This is a genomic window from Nostoc sp. FACHB-152, from assembly GCF_014697475.1.
Lineage (GTDB): Bacteria > Cyanobacteriota > Cyanobacteriia > Cyanobacteriales > Nostocaceae > Nostoc_B.
In genome coordinates this window covers 23,046-42,607 of record NZ_JACJRV010000032.1, presented here as the reverse complement: position 1 = coordinate 42,607, position 19,562 = coordinate 23,046, and the positions used below count along the sequence as shown (strand labels likewise).

Annotated in this window: 20 protein-coding genes; 15 read left to right on the top strand and 5 right to left on the bottom strand. The window is 40.3% G+C overall.

Annotated features, from left to right (window positions below):
• The first annotated feature begins 258 nt into the window (after positions 1 to 258).
• Positions 259 to 1,110, top strand: coding sequence for a hypothetical protein (locus tag H6G76_RS20315; protein ID WP_190704691.1), 852 nt, complete (start codon positions 259 to 261; stop codon positions 1,108 to 1,110).
• Positions 1,111 to 1,200: 90 nt separating this feature from the next.
• The gene (locus H6G76_RS37770; protein WP_190704696.1) at positions 1,201 to 1,614 is read left to right on the top strand and encodes a hypothetical protein; all 414 of its coding nucleotides are present in this window, start codon (positions 1,201 to 1,203) and stop codon (positions 1,612 to 1,614) included.
• 72 nt (positions 1,615 to 1,686) lie between these two features.
• Here the strand turns inward: H6G76_RS37770 and clpP are convergent, their stop codons facing one another.
• Positions 1,687 to 2,292 (bottom strand): ATP-dependent Clp endopeptidase proteolytic subunit ClpP, encoded by a 606-nt coding sequence (gene clpP / locus H6G76_RS20305; protein ID WP_190704617.1) that lies wholly within the window; start codon positions 2,290 to 2,292, stop codon positions 1,687 to 1,689.
• A gap of 469 nt (positions 2,293 to 2,761) precedes the next feature.
• Between clpP and H6G76_RS20300 the strand changes: the two genes are divergently transcribed.
• The 5 genes from H6G76_RS20300 (at position 2,762) to H6G76_RS20280 (ending at position 6,339) form a co-directional block, all read left to right on the top strand.
• On the top strand, positions 2,762 to 2,917 hold the full coding sequence (locus H6G76_RS20300) for a hypothetical protein (RefSeq protein WP_190704614.1): 156 nt from the start codon (positions 2,762 to 2,764) through the stop codon (positions 2,915 to 2,917).
• Between the two features lie 117 nt (positions 2,918 to 3,034).
• Complete coding sequence (locus H6G76_RS20295; protein ID WP_190704611.1) at positions 3,035 to 5,092, top strand: thioredoxin domain-containing protein; 2,058 nt, start codon at positions 3,035 to 3,037, stop codon at positions 5,090 to 5,092.
• A 53-nt stretch (positions 5,093 to 5,145) separates the two neighbouring features.
• On the top strand, positions 5,146 to 5,376 hold the full coding sequence (locus H6G76_RS20290; RefSeq protein WP_313934806.1) for a hypothetical protein: 231 nt from the start codon (positions 5,146 to 5,148) through the stop codon (positions 5,374 to 5,376).
• A complete protein-coding gene (locus H6G76_RS20285; RefSeq protein ID WP_190704609.1) occupies positions 5,376 to 5,639 on the top strand; it encodes a type II toxin-antitoxin system RelE/ParE family toxin in 264 nt (87 codons plus the stop codon). The genes H6G76_RS20290 and H6G76_RS20285 overlap by 1 nt, the downstream gene beginning before the upstream one ends.
• A 76-nt stretch (positions 5,640 to 5,715) precedes the next feature.
• Positions 5,716 to 6,339: a molybdenum cofactor guanylyltransferase gene (locus H6G76_RS20280; protein WP_190704607.1), complete on the top strand. Its 624-nt coding sequence runs from the start codon at positions 5,716 to 5,718 to the stop codon at positions 6,337 to 6,339.
• Between the two features lie 33 nt (positions 6,340 to 6,372).
• Here H6G76_RS20280 and H6G76_RS20275 read toward each other — a convergent pair whose 3' ends face one another.
• On the bottom strand, positions 6,373 to 6,957 hold the full coding sequence (locus H6G76_RS20275) for a YdeI family protein (protein ID WP_190704604.1): 585 nt from the start codon (positions 6,955 to 6,957) through the stop codon (positions 6,373 to 6,375).
• A 246-nt stretch (positions 6,958 to 7,203) separates the two neighbouring features.
• On the opposite strand from H6G76_RS20275, the gene H6G76_RS20270 reads away from it, so the two are divergent.
• Positions 7,204 to 8,064: a DUF4114 domain-containing protein gene (locus H6G76_RS20270; RefSeq protein WP_190704602.1), complete on the top strand. Its 861-nt coding sequence runs from the start codon at positions 7,204 to 7,206 to the stop codon at positions 8,062 to 8,064.
• Positions 8,065 to 8,315: 251 nt separating this feature from the next.
• On the opposite strand, the gene H6G76_RS20265 is transcribed toward H6G76_RS20270, so the two are convergent.
• Both H6G76_RS20265 and H6G76_RS20260 read right to left on the bottom strand, forming a co-directional pair.
• A complete protein-coding gene (locus tag H6G76_RS20265; protein ID WP_190704599.1) occupies positions 8,316 to 9,341 on the bottom strand; it encodes an ABC transporter permease in 1,026 nt (341 codons plus the stop codon).
• 218 nt (positions 9,342 to 9,559) lie between these two features.
• Positions 9,560 to 11,212, bottom strand: coding sequence for an ABC transporter substrate-binding protein (locus H6G76_RS20260; RefSeq protein ID WP_190704596.1), 1,653 nt, complete (start codon positions 11,210 to 11,212; stop codon positions 9,560 to 9,562).
• A gap of 805 nt (positions 11,213 to 12,017) precedes the next feature.
• Between H6G76_RS20260 and H6G76_RS20255 the strand changes: the two genes are divergently transcribed.
• From H6G76_RS20255 to H6G76_RS20225, 7 genes are all read left to right on the top strand, one after another.
• Positions 12,018 to 12,344: a hypothetical protein gene (locus H6G76_RS20255; protein WP_190704593.1), complete on the top strand. Its 327-nt coding sequence runs from the start codon at positions 12,018 to 12,020 to the stop codon at positions 12,342 to 12,344.
• A gap of 119 nt (positions 12,345 to 12,463) precedes the next feature.
• Positions 12,464 to 12,778: a hypothetical protein gene (locus H6G76_RS20250; RefSeq protein WP_190704591.1), complete on the top strand. Its 315-nt coding sequence runs from the start codon at positions 12,464 to 12,466 to the stop codon at positions 12,776 to 12,778.
• 147 nt (positions 12,779 to 12,925) lie between these two features.
• Entirely contained in the window at positions 12,926 to 14,455 is a 1,530-nt protein-coding gene (gene psbB / locus H6G76_RS20245; RefSeq protein ID WP_190704588.1) for a photosystem II chlorophyll-binding protein CP47, read from the top strand.
• Positions 14,456 to 14,563: 108 nt separating this feature from the next.
• On the top strand, positions 14,564 to 14,665 hold the full coding sequence (locus tag H6G76_RS20240; RefSeq protein WP_190704585.1) for a photosystem II reaction center protein T: 102 nt from the start codon (positions 14,564 to 14,566) through the stop codon (positions 14,663 to 14,665).
• Positions 14,666 to 15,070: 405 nt separating this feature from the next.
• A complete protein-coding gene (locus H6G76_RS38075; protein WP_199337457.1) occupies positions 15,071 to 16,594 on the top strand; it encodes a sensor histidine kinase in 1,524 nt (507 codons plus the stop codon).
• Between the two features lie 224 nt (positions 16,595 to 16,818).
• Complete coding sequence (locus H6G76_RS20230; RefSeq protein ID WP_190704580.1) at positions 16,819 to 17,898, top strand: 30S ribosomal protein S1; 1,080 nt, start codon at positions 16,819 to 16,821, stop codon at positions 17,896 to 17,898.
• 247 nt (positions 17,899 to 18,145) lie between these two features.
• Positions 18,146 to 18,880, top strand: a complete 735-nt coding sequence (locus tag H6G76_RS20225) for an HAD family hydrolase (protein ID WP_190704576.1) — start codon at positions 18,146 to 18,148, stop codon at positions 18,878 to 18,880.
• On the opposite strand, the gene H6G76_RS20220 is transcribed toward H6G76_RS20225, so the two are convergent.
• On the bottom strand, positions 18,869 to 19,261 hold the full coding sequence (locus H6G76_RS20220) for a pentapeptide repeat-containing protein (protein WP_190704573.1): 393 nt from the start codon (positions 19,259 to 19,261) through the stop codon (positions 18,869 to 18,871). The genes H6G76_RS20225 and H6G76_RS20220 overlap by 12 nt on opposite strands.
• Between the last annotated feature and the right edge of the window lie 301 nt (positions 19,262 to 19,562).

Sequence of the window (19,562 nt, the reverse complement as noted above, 5' to 3'; positions counted from 1 at the left end):
TAGAGCAGGCGATCGCATTGGATAACAAATAAATCTTTTAGATTTAATTCCCTTTTTCTCTGCCGAGAACGGAATGAGGGACTTAAAATTAAAATATTTCCATAAATTCACTGTGGACAACCTTGTTATCTCCCACTACAGTTTCAAATTTTTAAAACTTGGGTGATCAAGATATAAGTACACAGACCCAACAAACTGGGGCATATAGATAGCATGAACCCGGTGATTTAGCAGACATTAGATTTTGGTGACAGTATGATGTTGGCTCAATTTCAGAGCTTGTATCCCAACGGCAGTTTGATTTCAGAATTAGTAGATATTTTTCAAGGAAAATATATTGTTCGGGCTAGCGTGCAAATTGACGGTGTAATTCGTGCTACTGGGTTGTCAGCAGCAGAAACCGTAGAAGCCGCAGAAGACCAAGCTAGGACTAGAGCGTTGATGGTTTTGGGTGTTGCAAGTTCGCCACAAACTCAGGCTGAATCATCCCCTAAAACAACAATTCCAGTACAGTCGAGTCCTGCTGTTAACACAACAGTAGATTTACATGAACCCACTTTTGCTTCTAAAAAAGATAGGAACTTGGAATTAACAAGTAGTAAGACAGAAATACCTCTACCATCTTCTAGTATTCAAAATCCTGCCCCAGATTTATTTGCTACAAATACATTAAGTAACATTACAAGTGATACTTACACCCCAGATTTGAGTCCTAGCTTGCCTTTGACTACTAGCCGAGAACCAGCATTTGCTCCCCCTGCGGATGATTTGGAAATCGAAGTTACTCATCAGCCAGAAACTCCAACTTTTTCCGGGATGACTGCTAGTAATGTCACTCCATTTACACCGCGTAGTTACAGTTCTTCTGAAACTACAGCTACTTCAACAACAACCAGCAAAAGGAAAAAGAAAGCTGAACCAGTTGATTTATCTGATGTAATTGCCAAGACTGATGTTGAACTGCAACGTTTAGGCTGGACACCAGAACAGGGAAGGGAGCATTTGATTAAAACCTACGGTAAGCGGGGACGCACCTTGCTGACAGAAGAAGAATTGCACAGCTTTTTACAATACCTGCAATCTCAACCTGATCCGATAGCTGGGTTTTAAATGGTTGTTAGTCATTAGTCATTAGTCATTAGTCATTTGTCCTTTGTGATTGGTAAGGGCTAATGGCTAATAATTTGGCTATTAAAAACTATGGCATTTATGAAACCAGAAAATTTATCGCAGGTACTAGCTAAAACTGATGCAGCAATTCAGCGTTTAGGGTTGACAGCAGAGTGGGTAAGAGATTATCTGATGACAACTTATGGTAAGCAAGGGCGTAGTTTGCTAACGGAAGAAGAATCACGAGATTTTCTCAGCTTTTTAGACATTCATCCCACGCCACCAGACGATTTTCCACAACAACCATCAGAAGAATTTCTGGCTAAAGTGCTACCTAAAACTGATGCCCAAATGCAGCGTTTAGGCTTGAGTGTAGAGTGGGGACGAAATTATCTAATCAAAACTTACGGTAAGCGATCGCGCGTTTTATTAACTGAAGAAGAATTACTTGATTTTCTCCATTACCTTGAATCGCAACCCACACCTATAGATGAGTCTACATAAATTAGTAGGGTGAGAATTATAATTCCCACCCTACAACTTAATGACTAATAACTAATGACAAATGACCAATGACTAAACCACAGCCATCGGACGGCTACCAGCAGCGTGACGGTCAATTACTTGGTCAATCAAGCCGTATTCTCTGGCTTCGTCGGGTGACATGAAAAAGTCGCGTTCGGTGTCTTCCGCAATGCGCTCAATTGGCTGACCAGTGTGTTCAGCAAGAAAATCGTTGAGTCGCTTCTTGTGATACAAAATTTCCCGCGCTTGAATTTCAATGTCTGTTGCTTGACCTTGTGCGCCGCCTAAAGGTTGGTGAATCATAATCCGCGAATGGGGTAGACTCATCCGCTTACCTTTAGCACCAGCACTGAGGAGAAAAGCTCCCATACTTGCCGCTAATCCGGTACAAATGGTACAGACATCTGGACGGATATGCTTCATAGTGTCAAAAATACCCATACCAGCAGTTACCGAACCGCCAGGGGAATTGATGTACATATAAATGTCTTTTTCCGGGTCTTCTGCATCCAAGAACAGCATTTGGGCCACTATCAAGTTAGCTAAGTTGCTGTCAATCTGTTGACCCAAGAAGATAATCCGCTCACGCAACAGTCGTGAGTAGATATCAAAGGCGCGTTCGCCTCGACCCGATTGTTCAATAACGATAGGAATCATGCAGCGTTCTTGTAGCTAATTTACATCTATTTTATCGATGACAACGGTTAATGGCTGGTGTTACTTTCCGGAAACTCTATTTGTAGGGTGTGGTTTACCGCCTGTGCGGATGATCCTAAGACAACTAATGATTTCATTGAGTCTGCCAGATATCAATCATGATTTACAGGCACTTTTTCTCAAAGGAAGCGTCTGGAGAAATATCCTTGTTTGCTGAGGGTGGTCAATTAAATAATATTTGACGCACTTACTCTAGCAATTAGGAAATGCTACCCCCTTAGTTATCAGACTGCTGGAACAATATCTTTAAAAGTGGGTTCTGTCAGTAAACGGTAACTTTTTGCAATTTATTTACTAATTTTAGGGCGATCGCCTTGAAAACCCCGATAAATTCGGAATCTCATTAGTACGGGTTGTATTTAGAAAAACAGATTTTATTTGCAGTGCTATCACTTGAGGGAGACCTGCCATGCTCGAAAAACTTGTGCAAGCCGCCATCATTACTTTCTTGCTCCATCTGATAGCAGGAATTAATCATAATACAAAAATTCAAGCAAACGTCAAAACACCAGTACCGGAAACATCAACAACAATCATCAGTTTTAAGTGGCGGTCTTTGCCTTAGCCTGATTGTGTATGACCTTTGGTTTAGGTCTTTAGTTGAATTTTGTTGAGGTGGGTATCTCGCTTCATGCTTCAAGAAGGTAGACTGGGCAAATAAGGCATATATCTGAACAATATCATGACTAATCGCCTTGCTGAAGCTAAGAGTCTCTACCTGCGTAAACACGCCGAAAATCCGATTGATTGGTGGCCTTGGTGTGATGAAGCTCTCGCCACTGCAAGGGCTGAAGATAAGCCGATCTTTCTTTCAATTGGTTACTCCAGTTGCCACTGGTGTACTGTGATGGAAGGTGAGGCTTTTTCTGATGCTGCGATCGCTGATTACATGAATACCAATTTTCTGCCTATTAAGGTAGACAGAGAAGAAAGGCCAGACATCGACAGCATTTATATGCAGGCGTTACAAATGATTAGCGGTCAAGGTGGTTGGCCTTTAAATGTCTTTCTCTCCCCTGAAGATTTAGTTCCTTTTTACGCTGGGACTTACTTTCCTGTCGATCCTCGCTACGGTCGTCCTGGTTTCTTGCAAGTGCTGCAAGCTCTCAGACGCTACTATGACACGGAAAAAGAAGACTTACGCCAACGCAAAGCCGTAATTTTAGATTCCTTGCTCACCTCTGCGGTATTGCAAAATGATGATCCCCAAGAAGTTCAAGAAAATGAACTTCTTCGCAAAGGTTGGGAAACTAGCACAGCAATTATTAATTCCAAGCAACACGGTAATAGCTTCCCGATGATTCCCTATGCAGAATTAGTACTGCGAGGAACTCGGTTTAATTTGTCATCTGGGTATGACGGTAAGCAAGTTACTACACAACGCGGATTAGATTTAGCACTGGGTGGTATTTATGACCATGTAGCTGGCGGCTTTCATCGCTATACTGTTGATCCCACCTGGACAGTGCCTCACTTTGAAAAGATGCTTTATGATAACGGACAGATTGTAGAGTATCTAGCAAATTTATGGAGCGCAGGTATTCAAGAGCCTGCTTTTGCTAAGGCGGTGGCTGGTACTGTGCAATGGCTACAACGTGAAATGATAGCCCCGGAAGGATATTTTTACGCTGCTCAAGATGCTGATAGTTTCACCAGTGGTGATGTAGCAGAACCAGAAGAAGGTGCTTTTTATGTGTGGAGTTATAGCGAATTACAACAACTGCTAACACCACAAGAATTAACCCAATTACAACAAGATTTTACAGTTAGTTCTCAGGGAAATTTTGAAGGGCTAAATGTATTGCAAAGGCGTAACGCTGGACAATTGAGTACAGAAATAGAAACTGCACTAGCTAAACTATTCAAGGCTCGTTATGGTGACACACTAGAATCATTAGAGACGTTCCCGCCAGCGCGTAACAATCAAGAAGCCAAAACCTATAATTGGCCTGGTCGCATTCCTTCGGTGACGGATACAAAAATGATTGTGGCTTGGAATAGCTTGATGATTTCTGGGTTAGCCAGAGCTTACGGAGTATTTCAAGAATCTTTGTATTTGGAATTAGCAGCACAAGCAGCTAACTTCATTCTGGAGCATCAGTTTGTAAATGGACGTTTTCACAGGCTGAATTATCAAGGTGAGGCGACAGTGTTAGCGCAGTCTGAAGACTACGCCTTTTTTATTAAAGCGTTATTAGATTTACAAGCTTGTTGCCCAGAGCAGAAACAATGGTTGGAAAAAGCGATCGCTATCCAAGAAGAATTCGACGAATTTCTCTGGAGTGTAGAACTAGGTGGATATTATAACACATCGAGCGATGCTAGTCAGGATTTGATTGTGCGTGAACGCAGCTATGCAGATAATGCTACACCTTCGGCTAATGGAGTGGCGATCGCAAACCTTGTGCGGTTGGCATTACTCACCGATAATTTGCATTATCTGGATTTAGCAGAGCAAGGCTTAAAAGCTTTTAGAAGTATCATGAGTAACCATCCTCAAGCTTGCCCCAGCTTGTTCACAGCCTTAGATTGGTATCGTAACTCTACCTTAATTCGCAGCACCACTGAGCAAATTAAATCTCTCATTCCTCAATATTTGCCTGTAGCTGCGTTTAGTCCCATCTCAAATTTACCAGAAGGAAGCATCGCTTTAGTTTGTCAAGGTTTGAAGTGTCTTGCACCCGCGACAAGTTCCGAGCAAATGTTACAGCAAGTGCAGCAAAGCCAGACTAGAGGATGATTACTTTTTGTGAATCAGAAAACTGATAAAGTCTATCTACTACATAAAGCAAGATGGCAATGAAAACGGAACAAGAAAGAAAAGAAATAATTGAATCTATTAATGTGTTGTTAAACCAAGCATACGACAGTGTTTTAGATGAAATCCTCGCGTATTTACAAAAAATTGATGAGATAGAAGATGAGGAAGATTTACAAGCTATTCAAGAAGCTAGAGAAGATAGACGCATCAATGGGACTGTGTCTTGGAATGAATATAAAGGATATAACAAAGAAACGGCTTAATGTATCGAATTGAACTGACCAAGGGTGCTATCAAACAACTAAATAAACTACCAAACAACATTAAAGAACGCATCGATGCCAAAATTTTAGATTTAGCTATAGAACCGCGTCCAAATGGAGTTAAAAAAATAAAAGGTGATGAAAATTCTTATCGTATTCGAGTAGGATATTACCGCATAATTTATGAAATATATGATGATATTTTACTAATAACTGTAGTTAGAGTAGGGCATAGAAGTAAAATTTATAAAGAAGAAACATGACAAATCAGAAAATCTCAGGTCTAGTGGCAAAATTGAGATGCAGTAAAAGATAAGAATGTAGAATAACAAACAACAAATGACCAATGACTCACAACTGTTATCAGCCATTGTGTTAGCTGGCGGTAAAAGTTCGCGTATGGGACAGGATAAAGCTTTGCTTCCTGTTCAAGGAGTCCCTCTGTTACAGCGAGTTTGTAATATTGCGGCGGGTTGTGCTGATACTGTTTATATTGTCACTCCCTGGCCGGAACGTTATCAAAATTTACCATTGCCCCGTTGCCAGTTTATTCAAGAAGTGCCTTTGTCTGGTGAAACTGGGAATGAATCTTTAAACCACGGGCCGTTGGTAGGGTTTGCTCAAGGACTAGCAGAAGTAAAAACTGATTGGGTACTGTTACTCGCTTGCGATTTACCAAAGTTGCAGGTTGAAGCGTTGCAAGCATGGGTGGCTGAACTGGATAGTGTTGGGAAAGATGCGATCGCAGCTTTAGCACATCATACTAAAGGTTGGGAACCTCTGTGTGGTTTTTATCGCCGTCATTGTTTGCCACAACTCCTAGATTTTATCAACCAAGGCGGGCGATCATTTCAGCAGTGGCTTCAGCAACATCCTGTACAAATTTTGTCTGTCCCCGCCGAAGAAATGTTGCTTAACTGTAATACTCCAGAAGATTGGGCATTAATTCGGGAAAAACTATGAACTTTCCCTGTTCCCTTCTGTACGTGTAATTCCTTATCGACTCAATGGATTTTTGTTCTGTGCTGTTGAAGCTATAGTTTGTTCAATTCTCTTCAACCTAGTTTCTGGACGTTTTGCACTTTCAATCCAAGATAGAATATTTTTCTTCAAGGAATTACTAAATGCTGCAAAATTAACGTTAGCTGGAGAGTTGGCTTCTAACGCTTGTTGCAAATCTCTAGGAATAGTTAATGCTTCGATCGCATCTAAGGAATTCCATGAGCCATTTTTTTTTGCTTCTGCAATTTTAGCTAGACCAAATTCCGTCATTAAACCTGCTGCAATTAGCTCTTCAATATATTGCTTATTTAATTTTGACCAAACACTTTTCGGTTTGCGTGGCGTGAAAATTTGCTGATAGAGGTTTTCATCTAATGATTTAACTTTACTGTCAATCCAGCCAAAACATAAAGCTTCTTTGACTGCTTCGCTGTATCTGACGCTTGGTATACCACTTTTGACCTTATAGTAAATCAACCATACACCAGGGGAAGTGAGATGATTTTTTACTAACCACTCCCGCCATGCTTGGCGATCGCTAGCATAAACAGATTCTAATTGCTGTTCAAAGTTGGTCATAGTCAAAGGAATAATGTTGAATTTCTCTGTATTTTTACTTGAGTATTTTTGATGAAATAGTTAGCAGATAATATTTATATAAATGATTTTTATTGCCAGCTTTTCAGTGGAAATACATAATTTTTATAAGTAATTATAATTCAATCATCTCTATATAAAAAAACAAATAATTTAAACAAAACCATCTAGACAAATTAATATAAAATTCCTTATTAATAGATTCATGATTTAAGACAAAGGAAAGTCATGAAAAATTATGTTTTCACTAATTTATTCGCCGCAACAGCTTTGGTAACTGGCTTGTGGGTGGCTGCAAAACCAGCAAATGCTATTAATATCAAAAGCAGAGATGAAGCCCCAATTGATTTCAAAGAGAATATCCAAAACTTTAGAGATTTTGTGGGCAAAGAAGCTCGCTACCTATCACCTGAGACAATTGGCGCGCATAAAGTTGACCTAACTCAATCTCATCTTCAACTGAAATATGCTCACGATACTAAAGTCTTTTTTATTGGTGAAACAGCCGGTGGATATCGTAACCGTTTAGATTTTAAGGCAACTTCTGGTAACACAGTCACCACAGGGAAAATTTTTGGGGATACATCTTGTAGTACAAAAGATAGTTCTTTTCAAAATTTTAGCGATTTCTGCCAAAATCCTAACAATGCTTTAGCAAATAAAACCAAACAAGACAGCCCTTTAAATGTTGGTGATTGGGTAAACTTAGGTCAGTTCCAAGCTGGTACTACACTTGATTTTTTGCTGCACTCTAACGACATTAATGGCGGTATTTATGGAAAAAACCAACAAGGACAGACAGTGAAAGGCGTGTTTGGTTTAAATGACGCTAGTAATCCTGATGGTTTACAACACGTTATGTCTTATGTGTACAAAAACTTCTTAGTTTTAGGTTATGAAGACCTATGGGGAGGTGGCGATAAAGATTATAACGATGTCGTTTTTGCCATCGATATTGGCCAAAGAAACGCCCATCAATTAACAAAGGGTGTTAGTGTTCCAGAACCTTCTGCAACTATGGCGTTGCTTGGTATAAGTGCGATTGGTTTACTCAAAACTCGTCGTTCCATGAAAAAGGCCAAGAGCTAAATTAAGAATTTGCTGCCTGTGTCAAACTTTCCTAGCGTATCTATTCGCAGGAGAATTATGATTTCGCCTAAAATTCAGGGTAAGAAAAGAATTTTTCTGTTCTAAGTATGAAAAAATAGTAATGACTTCTGTGTATTTTTTCAGACATTATTTTGGCATCTGCGTGACGAAAAACCAAGCGATCGCTTTTTTCTTTCATTAAGAAGCGATCGCTTCTTTTCATAATAGATAGTTTGCGTAAATGTAGTTAATTAATAGCGAATTCTGGGATCAACATAAGCATTGATAATATCAATTAGAATACTTGCCCCAACAACGATCGCTCCAAAAAATACCAATACACCTTGAACTGTAGGATAATCGCGATCGCTGATTGCTTGATACAAACGATTGGCTAAACCAGGCCAAGAAAATGTCACCTCAGTTAAAATCGCTCCACCCAACAAAGAAGCAAAGGTTAACCCCAAGACAGTAATTACTGGAATTAACGCATTTTTTAAAGCATGAGCCACTAAAATTTTATTTTCTGGAATACCTCTGGCTCTAGCTGCTTCTACATAGTCAGCGCGGAGAGTTTGTTTTAAATTCACCCGGACAATGCGCTCAAAAATTCCACTGAGCAAAATCCCTAATGTCAGACTAGGAAGGGCAAGATGATGCAAAGAGGCAAAAAACTGAGTTAAGTTGCCACTAAGTAAACTATCAAATGTATATAGCCCGGTAATTGGCGATGGTGGCTGTAATGTCGGCGGAAAACGGTTAGAGTTAGGAAACCAACCCAGTTGTACAGAGAAAATTAACTGCAACAGCATTCCCGCCCAAAACATTGGTAATGCGTAGGTAATAATTCCGAATAACCGCCCTCCCACATCAAAATACGTTCCCGGACGAGAAGCGGAAAGTGTACCTACCAAAATCCCGACAACCAGAGCCACAGCCATACTAAATACGGCTAACTCCACAGTCGCCGGGAAATATTGCCCGATGATGTCCCAAACATTTTGTCCTCGACTTGTTAAAGAAGTTCCTAAGTCAAAGCGCAGTAAGTTGCTCAAATAATTTAAATACTGAAGCCAAATAGGTAGATTTAATCCCAATTGCTTGCGTAATTCTTCTTTTGCGGCTTCTGGCGCACGTCCGCCAAGAATCGCATCTGCGGGGTCTCCTGGTGTAGCTCGCAATAATAAAAATACGATAGTAATGATAGTTAACAGCTGAAGTGGTGCTAGGAGCAACCGCGACACAATGTAATACTGTAGGGCTTTCGAGCGAGACATATTTTAGTTATGAGTCAAAATTCAATGGTCAAGAGTCAATGGTGAGCCAGTGCGTTGGGCGGGTTTCCCGACTTGAAGCAACTGGCGTTAGCGACGCAGGAGCGTCACCCGAAGGGTCAAGAGTCAATGGTCAATAGATAATAATTACGCTAATTCAATGAATCAAACTTTTATAATTACTAACTTTTGACTATGGACTTTTGACGCTTGACTAATGACTATTTTTTGATTGTTTTATAAATCAAATTCTGGGTAGGATCAAGTTGCACATTACTTACGCCTTTTTGGGCAAATACGTAGTCTTTGTTTTGCCAAAGAGGAACATATGGCACATCATTAGCTACTTGCGTTTGAATTTCGGCAAAGATTTTTTGCCGTGCTGCGGGATTTTGTTCTTTGCGTTGTTGGTCGATGAGTTTATTAATGGTTTCGCTATAGTAAAACGAACCCTGTGTTTGACTACCACCATCTTCGCAGCCTTTAGCATCGGAACCTTTTTGACAAGCCAAGAACGGTTGGACGTAGTTATCTGGATCTAAAAAGTCTGGATACCAATCAAGCAAAGCGGCAGGATACGAACCTTTAGTAATATCTTTATAGAAAGTAGCACTTTCTACTGTGTTGACTTCTAATTGTACTATGCCGTCCATTTTAGTATCGGCAAGTGATTTGAGTGTCTGTGCTGCCAAACTGCGAGTTGGTGAACTTGAAGGATACCAAACTGGAATTTTGACCGGATTTTCTTTAGAGAAACCAGCTTTGGTTAATAATTCCTTAGCTTGATCAAATTTACCATCACCATATTTATCTTTAAATAATGGCTGGGAAACATTGAAAGTAGTAGGAATCATACTGTAAAGCGCATCAGCTTGACCGTATAAAACTCGCTCATTTATTAGTGGACGATCAATAATTGCCGCGATCGCTTGTCTAACTTCTGGTTTATCTAAAGGTTTTTGATTGCGATTTAATACCAGATAACTTACCACACTACCCTGTGCGCTAATCGCTTGCCAATCTCCTTTTTTACCGCCTTCTTCTAAGCTACGAATTTGATCAGGTTGTAGTGATAAATAAGCTACATCTACTGCACCTGTACGAAAGGCATTAAACAAGTTAACTGGACTCGTTTGAATTTGAACGTTAATTCCTTTATTCGCAGGTTTTTCTCCCCAATATTTATCAAATACATCCATACGCAGTGAATCTGTACCGTACTGCGCTAATTTGTAAGGGCCAGTTCCCACAAATGTATTTGGTTTAAATTTACCAGCACCAATTTCATAAGCTTTGGGTGAAACTGCACATACTCCAGAGAACGCTAGTAAAGAAGGAAATGCAGCAAAGGGTTTTTTAAGCTTAATTGTTAGCTCATTCTCACCTGTAGCGGTTACTGAGCCGACTGTATCAGCTAATAAAAAAGAAGGTTTACCTTTATTTTCAATAAATCGCTTAATACTAAACTCCATTGCTTTGGCGTTGAAGGGTGTGCCATCGTGGAACACTACTCCTTGGCGCAGAGGTATGGTGTAAGTTAAACCGTCCTGACTCACTTTTGGTAAACTTGTCGCCAACTGCGGTTTAATTTCTGTACTACCTGGTTCGTAAGTATAAAGGCGATCGCTCATATTAAACACTAAACCCAACGATGCCAACTCATAAGCATCTGCTGGGTCTAAAGTTCTCGGTTTTGCGGTTGTACCTACAGTTATACGACCATCCCCTGTAGGAGTATTGACAGCCCCTGATGGCGAGGTCGTTGTTTGTGGCTGAGGTTTACAACTGATAACGAAAATTAAACACAAACAGAAAAGAGATAGGAATTGTGTAATCCGAACCCAGCGTCGTAGGGACAAGGGAAATAAAGTCATACCTTTGATAGTTTTCAAATTAGCAGTCAGTCATTCTACTGTATGTGTGGCAATCATACCCAATTTTTTCTAATTAAGGCAGGCTCAAGGCAGTTCCGATGAAACAAATTTCACAGCAAAGCATGAAAGATGGGCTAGAGATTAGAGGTTAGGGAATAGTATTTTTACTCTTGACTCAGTACTTTCAACTCAGGCGATCGCGACTACTTCCCTGTAAAAATCACTGATGTAATTGGATATTACAGATAATCAAAACATCATTCTTTCATTTTGCTTAACTATTGAGTTATATCAAAAAATGTTACAGATACTCATGTTCATTGCTTCAGTATCGTTAATGTAATAAATGTAATATATAGAACGAAATTAGATTAATATTTAGCAAATTTATCAGACAGTATAGGCAGCAAAAATCCGAAAATTTGTATCCTTGAAGATAAATCTCATTAACTAAATAAAATTGTTTTAAATTACAAATATTTTTTAACAAAATTTGTTAAGCTGCTCAATTAGCTCTAGCTGTTAACATTTATAGCGAAAAGCAGAAGCTAGGTTCCAGCAGGCAGAAGGTAAAAATATTAGCGTGCCTCCTTCCTGGCATACACAATTTCAAAATGCCCTGAGTTATCTGACTACAACTATAAAGTTTAGCAATCAGCTATTGAGGGTGGTTTTAACAAGAATTATGAGTAAAATTGCCATCTTATCTTAAGTGGTAAAGTTTCTTTGTTTACAACATCTACCGTAAAAATTCTACTAAGGGTGTAGATATCAAAATTAATAGTCAAAATAGCGAGATGAAACCGTGAAATATTTTTTTCTTTCTGATGGATGGACTATAGGTAGAGTATGGTCATCTGGTGGATTGTGGCAAATTACTGCGTGGCGACGGCAACCAGATATCCAACAAATGAAGATTTGTATAGTAGAAAACAATGAATTGTTATGGCTTTATCGAGCTGAAGAGGCTGTTTTAACAGTGGAAGTTGTACCTATAACACCAGAAGTTGCCAGCCAAACAATCGGTCAAGTAGTGCTAAAGCGTTTAATGAGTTCTGAACAGGTAATTGAACGTCTAAATACAGCTGAAGCTAGGTGTCAGCTACAAAACATCCAATTGGTAACACAGTGATTTAGCTGAGTAATCGAAAAGAGGGGGGGCTTGGCCTTAAGTACCTCTCCTCTTACCCCTGCCCCCTGCCCTATTTCCTCTTCTGGCTCCCTACTCCCTTGATCTACGCAAATGAAATTGTGACGAAGATTTGTGGGAAGATAACACAGATGGGATACCGATCGCATCTATTTACACGCTTGCAAACAATTCCATCAATAGTTACACTTTTTAAAACATTCTCATTTTTGCATGGCGATCGCGTAGACGATCAAAAGGCAGCTGCCACAAGGGTGACTCGCTTGATTACCCAAATACCCGCAAGGTGTTTGCCGAGTTCTCTAAGAATCAGGGAGAGTTTTCTGAAAAGAACCTCTAGGGAAAGACAAGCAATATCTACCCAACAAGGTAAAGCTACCGCAGCGTCTAAGTGTTGCCAAAGCCACACAGTCTGAAATCATCAAGACTGAGCCGTGGTCAAACTCAGAACCCTGGCAATAAAAAAACTCAGAGATTTCTTTGACAAGCGGTATTCGCCCATTCAAAGAACTCAGTAAAAAAATTGCTTTGTAAACATAACTCTTCGAGGAGGAGCGTAGTCGATGGGACTACCTTGGTACCGAGTACATACAGTTGTTCTGAACGATCCAGGGCGGCTGATTTCTGTACACTTGATGCACACAGCCCTAGTGGCAGGCTGGGCTGGTTCAATGGCGCTGTATGAACTCGCTATTTATGACCCCAGCGATCCAGTTCTTAACCCCATGTGGCGACAAGGGATGTTCGTGCTGCCCTTCATGGCACGTCTAGGTGTTACCCAATCTTGGGGTGGCTGGAGCGTCACTGGTGGCCCTGCTACCGATCCTGGTTTCTGGTCGTTTGAAGGTGTGGCTGCTGCTCACATCGTACTTTCTGGTTTATTGTTCTTAGCCGCAGTTTGGCACTGGGTTTACTGGGATTTGGAACTTTTTAGAGATCCCCGTACTGGTGAACCAGCGTTAGACTTGCCAAAAATGTTTGGTATCCACCTGTTCTTATCTGGTTTACTTTGCTTTGGGTTTGGTGCATTCCACCTCACCGGACTTTACGGCCCAGGGATGTGGATTTCCGATGCCTACGGAGTTACGGGTAGCGTGCAAGCAGTAGCACCAGAATGGGGGCCAGATGGATTTAACCCCTTTAACCCTGGTGGTATTGTGGCTCACCACATAGCTGCTGGTGTGGTTGGTATTATTGCTGGTTTATTCCACCTGACAGTTAGACCCCCCGAAAGGCTATACAAAGCTCTGCGGATGGGTAACATTGAAACCGTACTTTCCAGCAGTATTGCTGCGGTATTCTTCGCGGCTTTCATCGTTGCTGGTACCATGTGGTACGGTAGTGCTACAACTCCTATTGAACTGTTTGGCCCTACCCGCTACCAGTGGGATCAAGGCTACTTCCGTCAAGAAATTGACCGTCGTGTTCAAGCTAGCGTGGCTAACGGTGCAAGCTTGTCTGAAGCTTGGTCACAAATTCCTGAAAAGCTGGCATTCTACGATTACGTTGGTAATAGCCCTGCTAAAGGTGGTCTGTTCCGTACAGGCCCTATGGTTAAGGGTGATGGTATTGCTCAGTCTTGGCAAGGTCACGCTGTATTCACAGATGCTGAAGGTAGAGAATTGACTGTACGTCGTCTACCCAACTTCTTTGAAACCTTCCCCGTAATTTTGACCGACAGCGATGGTGTTGTCCGCGCTGACATTCCTTTCCGTCGGGCAGAATCAAAGTACAGCTTTGAACAAACTGGTGTCACCGTTAGCTTCTACGGTGGCGACTTAAATGGTAAGACCTTCACAGATCCTGCTGATGTGAAGAAATATGCCCGTAAGGCTCAAGGCGGCGAAATCTTTGAATTTGACCGTGAAACCTTGAACTCTGACGGTGTATTCCGTACCAGTCCTAGAGGTTGGTTTACCTTTGGACACGCAGTATTCGCTTTACTGTTCTTCTTCGGACACCTCTGGCACGGCGCTCGGACAATCTACCGAGACGTATTTGCTGGTGTAGAAGCCGACCTAGAAGAGCAAGTCGAATGGGGTCTGTTCCAGAAAGTGGGTGATAAGTCAACCCGCCGGAAGGAAGCCCTCTAAAATAAGGATGAAGTATGCAGGATGAAGTATGAAATTCATTACTTCATCCTCATCACTTGAACCACTATGTTTCATTTATTACTGGCTAGATAAGCAGGAGCTTTTAATATGGAAAGCGTTGCATACATTTTAATTTTTACTTTGTGCATAGGCGTTCTATTTTTTGCGATCGCCTTCCGCGAACCTCCCCGCATTGAGAAAAAAGACTAGTAGTAGGTTACTATTACTAAGCTTTTCAAAGTTAAAATCCGCTGTTGTTATTTAACAGCGGATTTTTTTATTGCTATTCATTATTCTGATCAATAAATAAATATATATATATATAGCAATCATAGTAATTTTTAGGAGAACTCATTCTGATAAAATCTATGCACCAAAAGGCTTTTAAGCTTGTTTACTATATATTGTATTTTTTGTTTTAGCCAGAGGGAACAATAAGACAAGGTATTAAGTATTTCAGGCTGGCTCAAAACTTATCAAATGCATAAAATTTATATTCAAGCTCAAAATTTTATCAAATATTTAGCATCGGCTAGATGGCAATATATATACTACGCGCTGGCAGCATTTAACCTTCTAACAGTTTCAACTAGTTTATACCTCAACCATAAAATCATGAATATTTACACACATTCGGTTGAGGTCAATCATCAGTGGGCTAAAAGGCTACAATCTTATGCTGAAATCAATGAATTTTTAACGGAAATTAATGCTCCAGGGAATAATATTTTTGATTCTCGTGATATTGCTGGTGAAAGAAAAAAACTCAAAGCAGCCCAAGATTCTTTTCAAAAATTTGTTCGGCTGATTCGAGATGAGCTAACAACTCAGGTTGTTCCCACACAATCACAACTGCTGCTAGAAAATTTAGACGCAGCAGAAGCCGCAACAACAAAAATGGTGACAGAATCCCAACTAATTTTTTTCTATTTTAGTCAGCAACAACCAGAAATAGCTGGAAGACATATGGCGAAAATGGATCAGGAATATCACCAAGCTAATCAAATACTAGTTCAATTTCGCAGAAATATTAGCCAAATTCAACAGCAACTTTTAGAACAGCAGCAAGAGTATGCTAAAACTTTTTTACTGTACGAAATTGCGATCGCCACGGCAATCTTTATCATGGTTATTTGCGTGACGTTATACGGCCATCAGTTAGCCAATAAAATGAGATTAGATGCCCAATGTAAAGAAAAATCAATCAGAGATTCACAAACAGCGCAATCACTCTTAGAAGAACAAAAACGTCAACTAAAGCTGACTTTAGAGAATCTCCAAAAAACTCAATCACAGTTGGTACAAAGTGAAAAAATGTCTAGTTTGGGTCAGCTTGTCTCAGGGATTGCTCACGAAGTAAATAACCCTGTTAATTTTATTCATGCTAACCTCAGCTATCTCCAAGAATATTCTTTAAGTTTACTTACATTAATTCAACTTTATCAAAAGTATTATCCCAGTCCTGTAGCAGAAATTCAAAATCACGAGAACAAAATTGACCTAGAATTTTTGCAGAATGACCTACTCAAAATAGTTGATTCTATGTCAATTGGGACGCAGCGTATCAGTAAGATTGTGCAATCGCTACGTAATTTTTCCCGCATGGACGAAGCTGAGTGTAAACCAGTGGATATTCATGAAGGTATTGATAGCACCTTACTAATTTTGCAACACCGATTAAAAGCAACTAATACTCGTCCTGAAATTTTAGTAAACAGAGATTACAGCCATCTGCCAACAATAGAATGCTACGCTGGGCAGATGAATCAAGTATTTATAAATATTCTGGCAAACGCCATCTATGCTTTAGAAGAGGCCAATCAGAACCGAACTTATCAGGAAATTCAAGCTCATCCTCATAGCATTACTATTTCTACATCCCTGATTAACTCTGAATGGGTAGAAATTGCGATCGCAGACAATGGTAATGGAATTCCTGAAGCTATTCAACCACGAATCTTTGACCCATTCTTTACAACTAAACCTGTGGGTAAAGGTACAGGTATGGGTATGTCTATTAGCTATCAAATTATTACTGAACAGCATGGTGGGAAGCTAGAGTTTTCTTCTGTGGCTAACCAAGGAACAAAATTCGTGATTCAAATTCCTATTCAGCAAAAAGTGCCTCAGACTGTCTAGCTATTCAATTTTCCTTTATTTGTGCCTTCTACCCTATGGCAGATTGCAAGAGGCTATTTATCTTATGATATAATCTTCTATCTGGAAGTAGATATATGTTAACACTAGCTTTCTACGCTAGGATTAATAAGGGATGTAAGTGTACACTAGCATTCAGTGGCTAGCAGATACATCACGATTATGTCACAAAACTTTACGGAGACTAGAACCAGGAACAAATCAGCATGGTCAATCAGAACTTAACCGCTACAGAAATTGGATTTACTCACGAAGATTTCGCTGCTCTACTTGACAAATACGACTATCACTTTAGCCCTGGAGATATTGTACCAGGAACGGTTTTCAGTATAGAGCCGCGCGGCGCTCTGATTGACATCGGTGCTAAAACAGCAGCATATATACCCATACAAGAAATGTCTATTAACCGGGTAGACAGCCCGGAAGAAGTATTACAGTCGAACGAAACAAGAGAATTTTTCATCCTGACCGATGAAAACGAAGATGGTCAGTTGACCCTTTCGATTCGTCGTATTGAATATATGCGCGCTTGGGAGCGTGTGCGTCAGTTGCAAGCAGAAGACGCAACAGTTCGTTCTGGCGTGTTTGCCACAAACCGTGGTGGGGCGTTGGTAAGGATTGAAGGATTACGTGGTTTTATTCCCGGTTCCCACATTAGCACTCGCAAACCTAAAGAAGAATTAGTAGGTGAAGAGTTACCATTAAAATTCTTAGAAGTAGACGAAGAACGCAACCGCCTAGTTCTATCTCATCGTCGCGCATTGGTTGAGCGGAAGATGAACCGCCTGGAAGTTGGCGAGGTAGTAATTGGGACAGTTCGTGGTATCAAGCCTTACGGTGCGTTTATTGACATTGGCGGTGTTAGTGGCTTGTTACACATCTCAGAAATTTCTCACGAACACATCGATACACCTCATAGTGTGTTCAATGTCAATGATGAAGTGAAAGTCATGATCATTGATTTGGATGCAGAAAGAGGGCGGATTTCTTTATCTACCAAACAGTTGGAACCAGAACCCGGTGATATGATTAAGAACCGCGATTTGGTCTATGATAAGGCCGAAGAAATGGCAGCTAAGTATCGGGAACAACTGTTAGCTAAACAACAAGGCATTACTTTAACACCAGCTGCTGAAGAAGATATCCCAGCAGCTATTGAAGAAGACATCCCAGCAGCTATTGAAGAAGATATCCCAGCAGCTATTGAAGAAAATATCCCAGCAGCTATTGAAGAAGACATCCCAGCAGCTATTGAAGAAGAAATTCCAGTAGCTATTGAAGAGTAAGCTCAGTAAATAATTGCATTAAAGCCTGAAAAGAGAGGGTCAATCCCTCTTTTTTTATTTGCTGATTAGTGATGAGAGGTGATAGGAGACAGGTTACAGGTCAATACGGTTCCGGATAAGCATTTTGAACTAAGAATTGGTTTGGGGTAAGGGTTAAAGGTTTTTTCTGACCCTTTCCCCTTTAACGTAACCGTATTCGGTTACAGGTGACAGATTTAAAAGTCTTGTGTTGAATGGGGGAAAAATTTTGGTAACTATTCAATGTAAAAATGTGAGTTTTCCTAATATTCAGGCAATTTTTTTTGACAAAAATGGTACTTTAGAAGACTCAGAAGTTTATTTGCGATCGCTTGGACAAAAAGTAACACGGATTATCGATGCTCAATTTCCCGGAATTGGTGAACCATTATTAATGGCTTATGGGATTAATAGCGACTCCATCGACCCAGCAGGGTTATTGACAGTAGCTAGTCGCCGAGAAACCGAAATTGCTACAGCAGCCTATATTGCCGAAACTGGTAGAGGATGGTTTGAATGTCTAAGAATAGCGCGTCAAACCTTAGACGAAGCAGAAAAATATCTGGAAGAATCTCCCGCACCCATGTTTCCAGGGAGTTTGGAGTTGTTACAATCGCTGTCAGCCGCAGGAGTAAAACTCGGTATGATATCAGCAGCTAAAACAGGAGAAGTTAAAGCTTTTGTCGCCAGGTATAAGTTGAATGATTATATTCAAGCGCAATTAGGAGTGGATGAAGGCCCTGGCAAACCAGATCCATCCTTGTTTTTACAAGCCTGCGAAGTTTTGGGAGTAGAACCAGGTGCAGCACTAATGGTAGGAGATGCCGTTGGCGATATGCAAATGGCAAGGAATGCTAAAGCCGCAGGCTGTATAGGCATTACTTGGATTGGAAAATCAGATCATGTCCAAGGTGCAGATGTAGTGATTAATCAACTGAATGAAATTCAAGTTTTAAGTCTCTGATTTGAATCGTACTCCAGCCTGAACTGGATCAAAATCTGCGGGAAAATGAGTATTGCGATCGCAATCTGCTTTTTCTAGCTTCGCGCCTTGGAGATTAGCTTGGCGGAGATTAGCCGACATTAATAACGATCCCCGCAAGTCTGCATCTGTTAAGTCAGCTTGAGAGAGGTCACAATAGCTGAGGTCAGTTCCCCTAAGATTAGCACCTCGAAGATTTGCCGCATTTAAGTCAGCATAACTGAGGTCAGAACCTTTGAGGTTAACCCCTGGCAAATCCGCATCACCGAGTTCGGCTCTAACAAAATCTCGTTGCCCCTCAGCGTACTTTTCTAATAGAGTAGCCACTGTATTAATGGGCTGTTGATAATTTACTTCAGACATAAAACAGCCTCAAATATTTTTGATTCCCATTTATCATAAAACTGCGGATGCAAAAAATCACACTAGCAATTGCATCGATTTATCAAATTATAGAAATAGGAATTTACATAAATTTTTGCATTCCTCACAAGTTCCTCAATTTTTTTATATATGCATAAATATTAATCATGTTTTCAATTTCCAGATTTATAAATAATTTTTAAGTAGGAGATTTTAATATTTATAGTACCTATAAGTCAGTCTGCTAAGGAGCTTCATGGTTTTTCATTTGGCTTGACAGAGTTCAGTTTTTTCTGTTTGT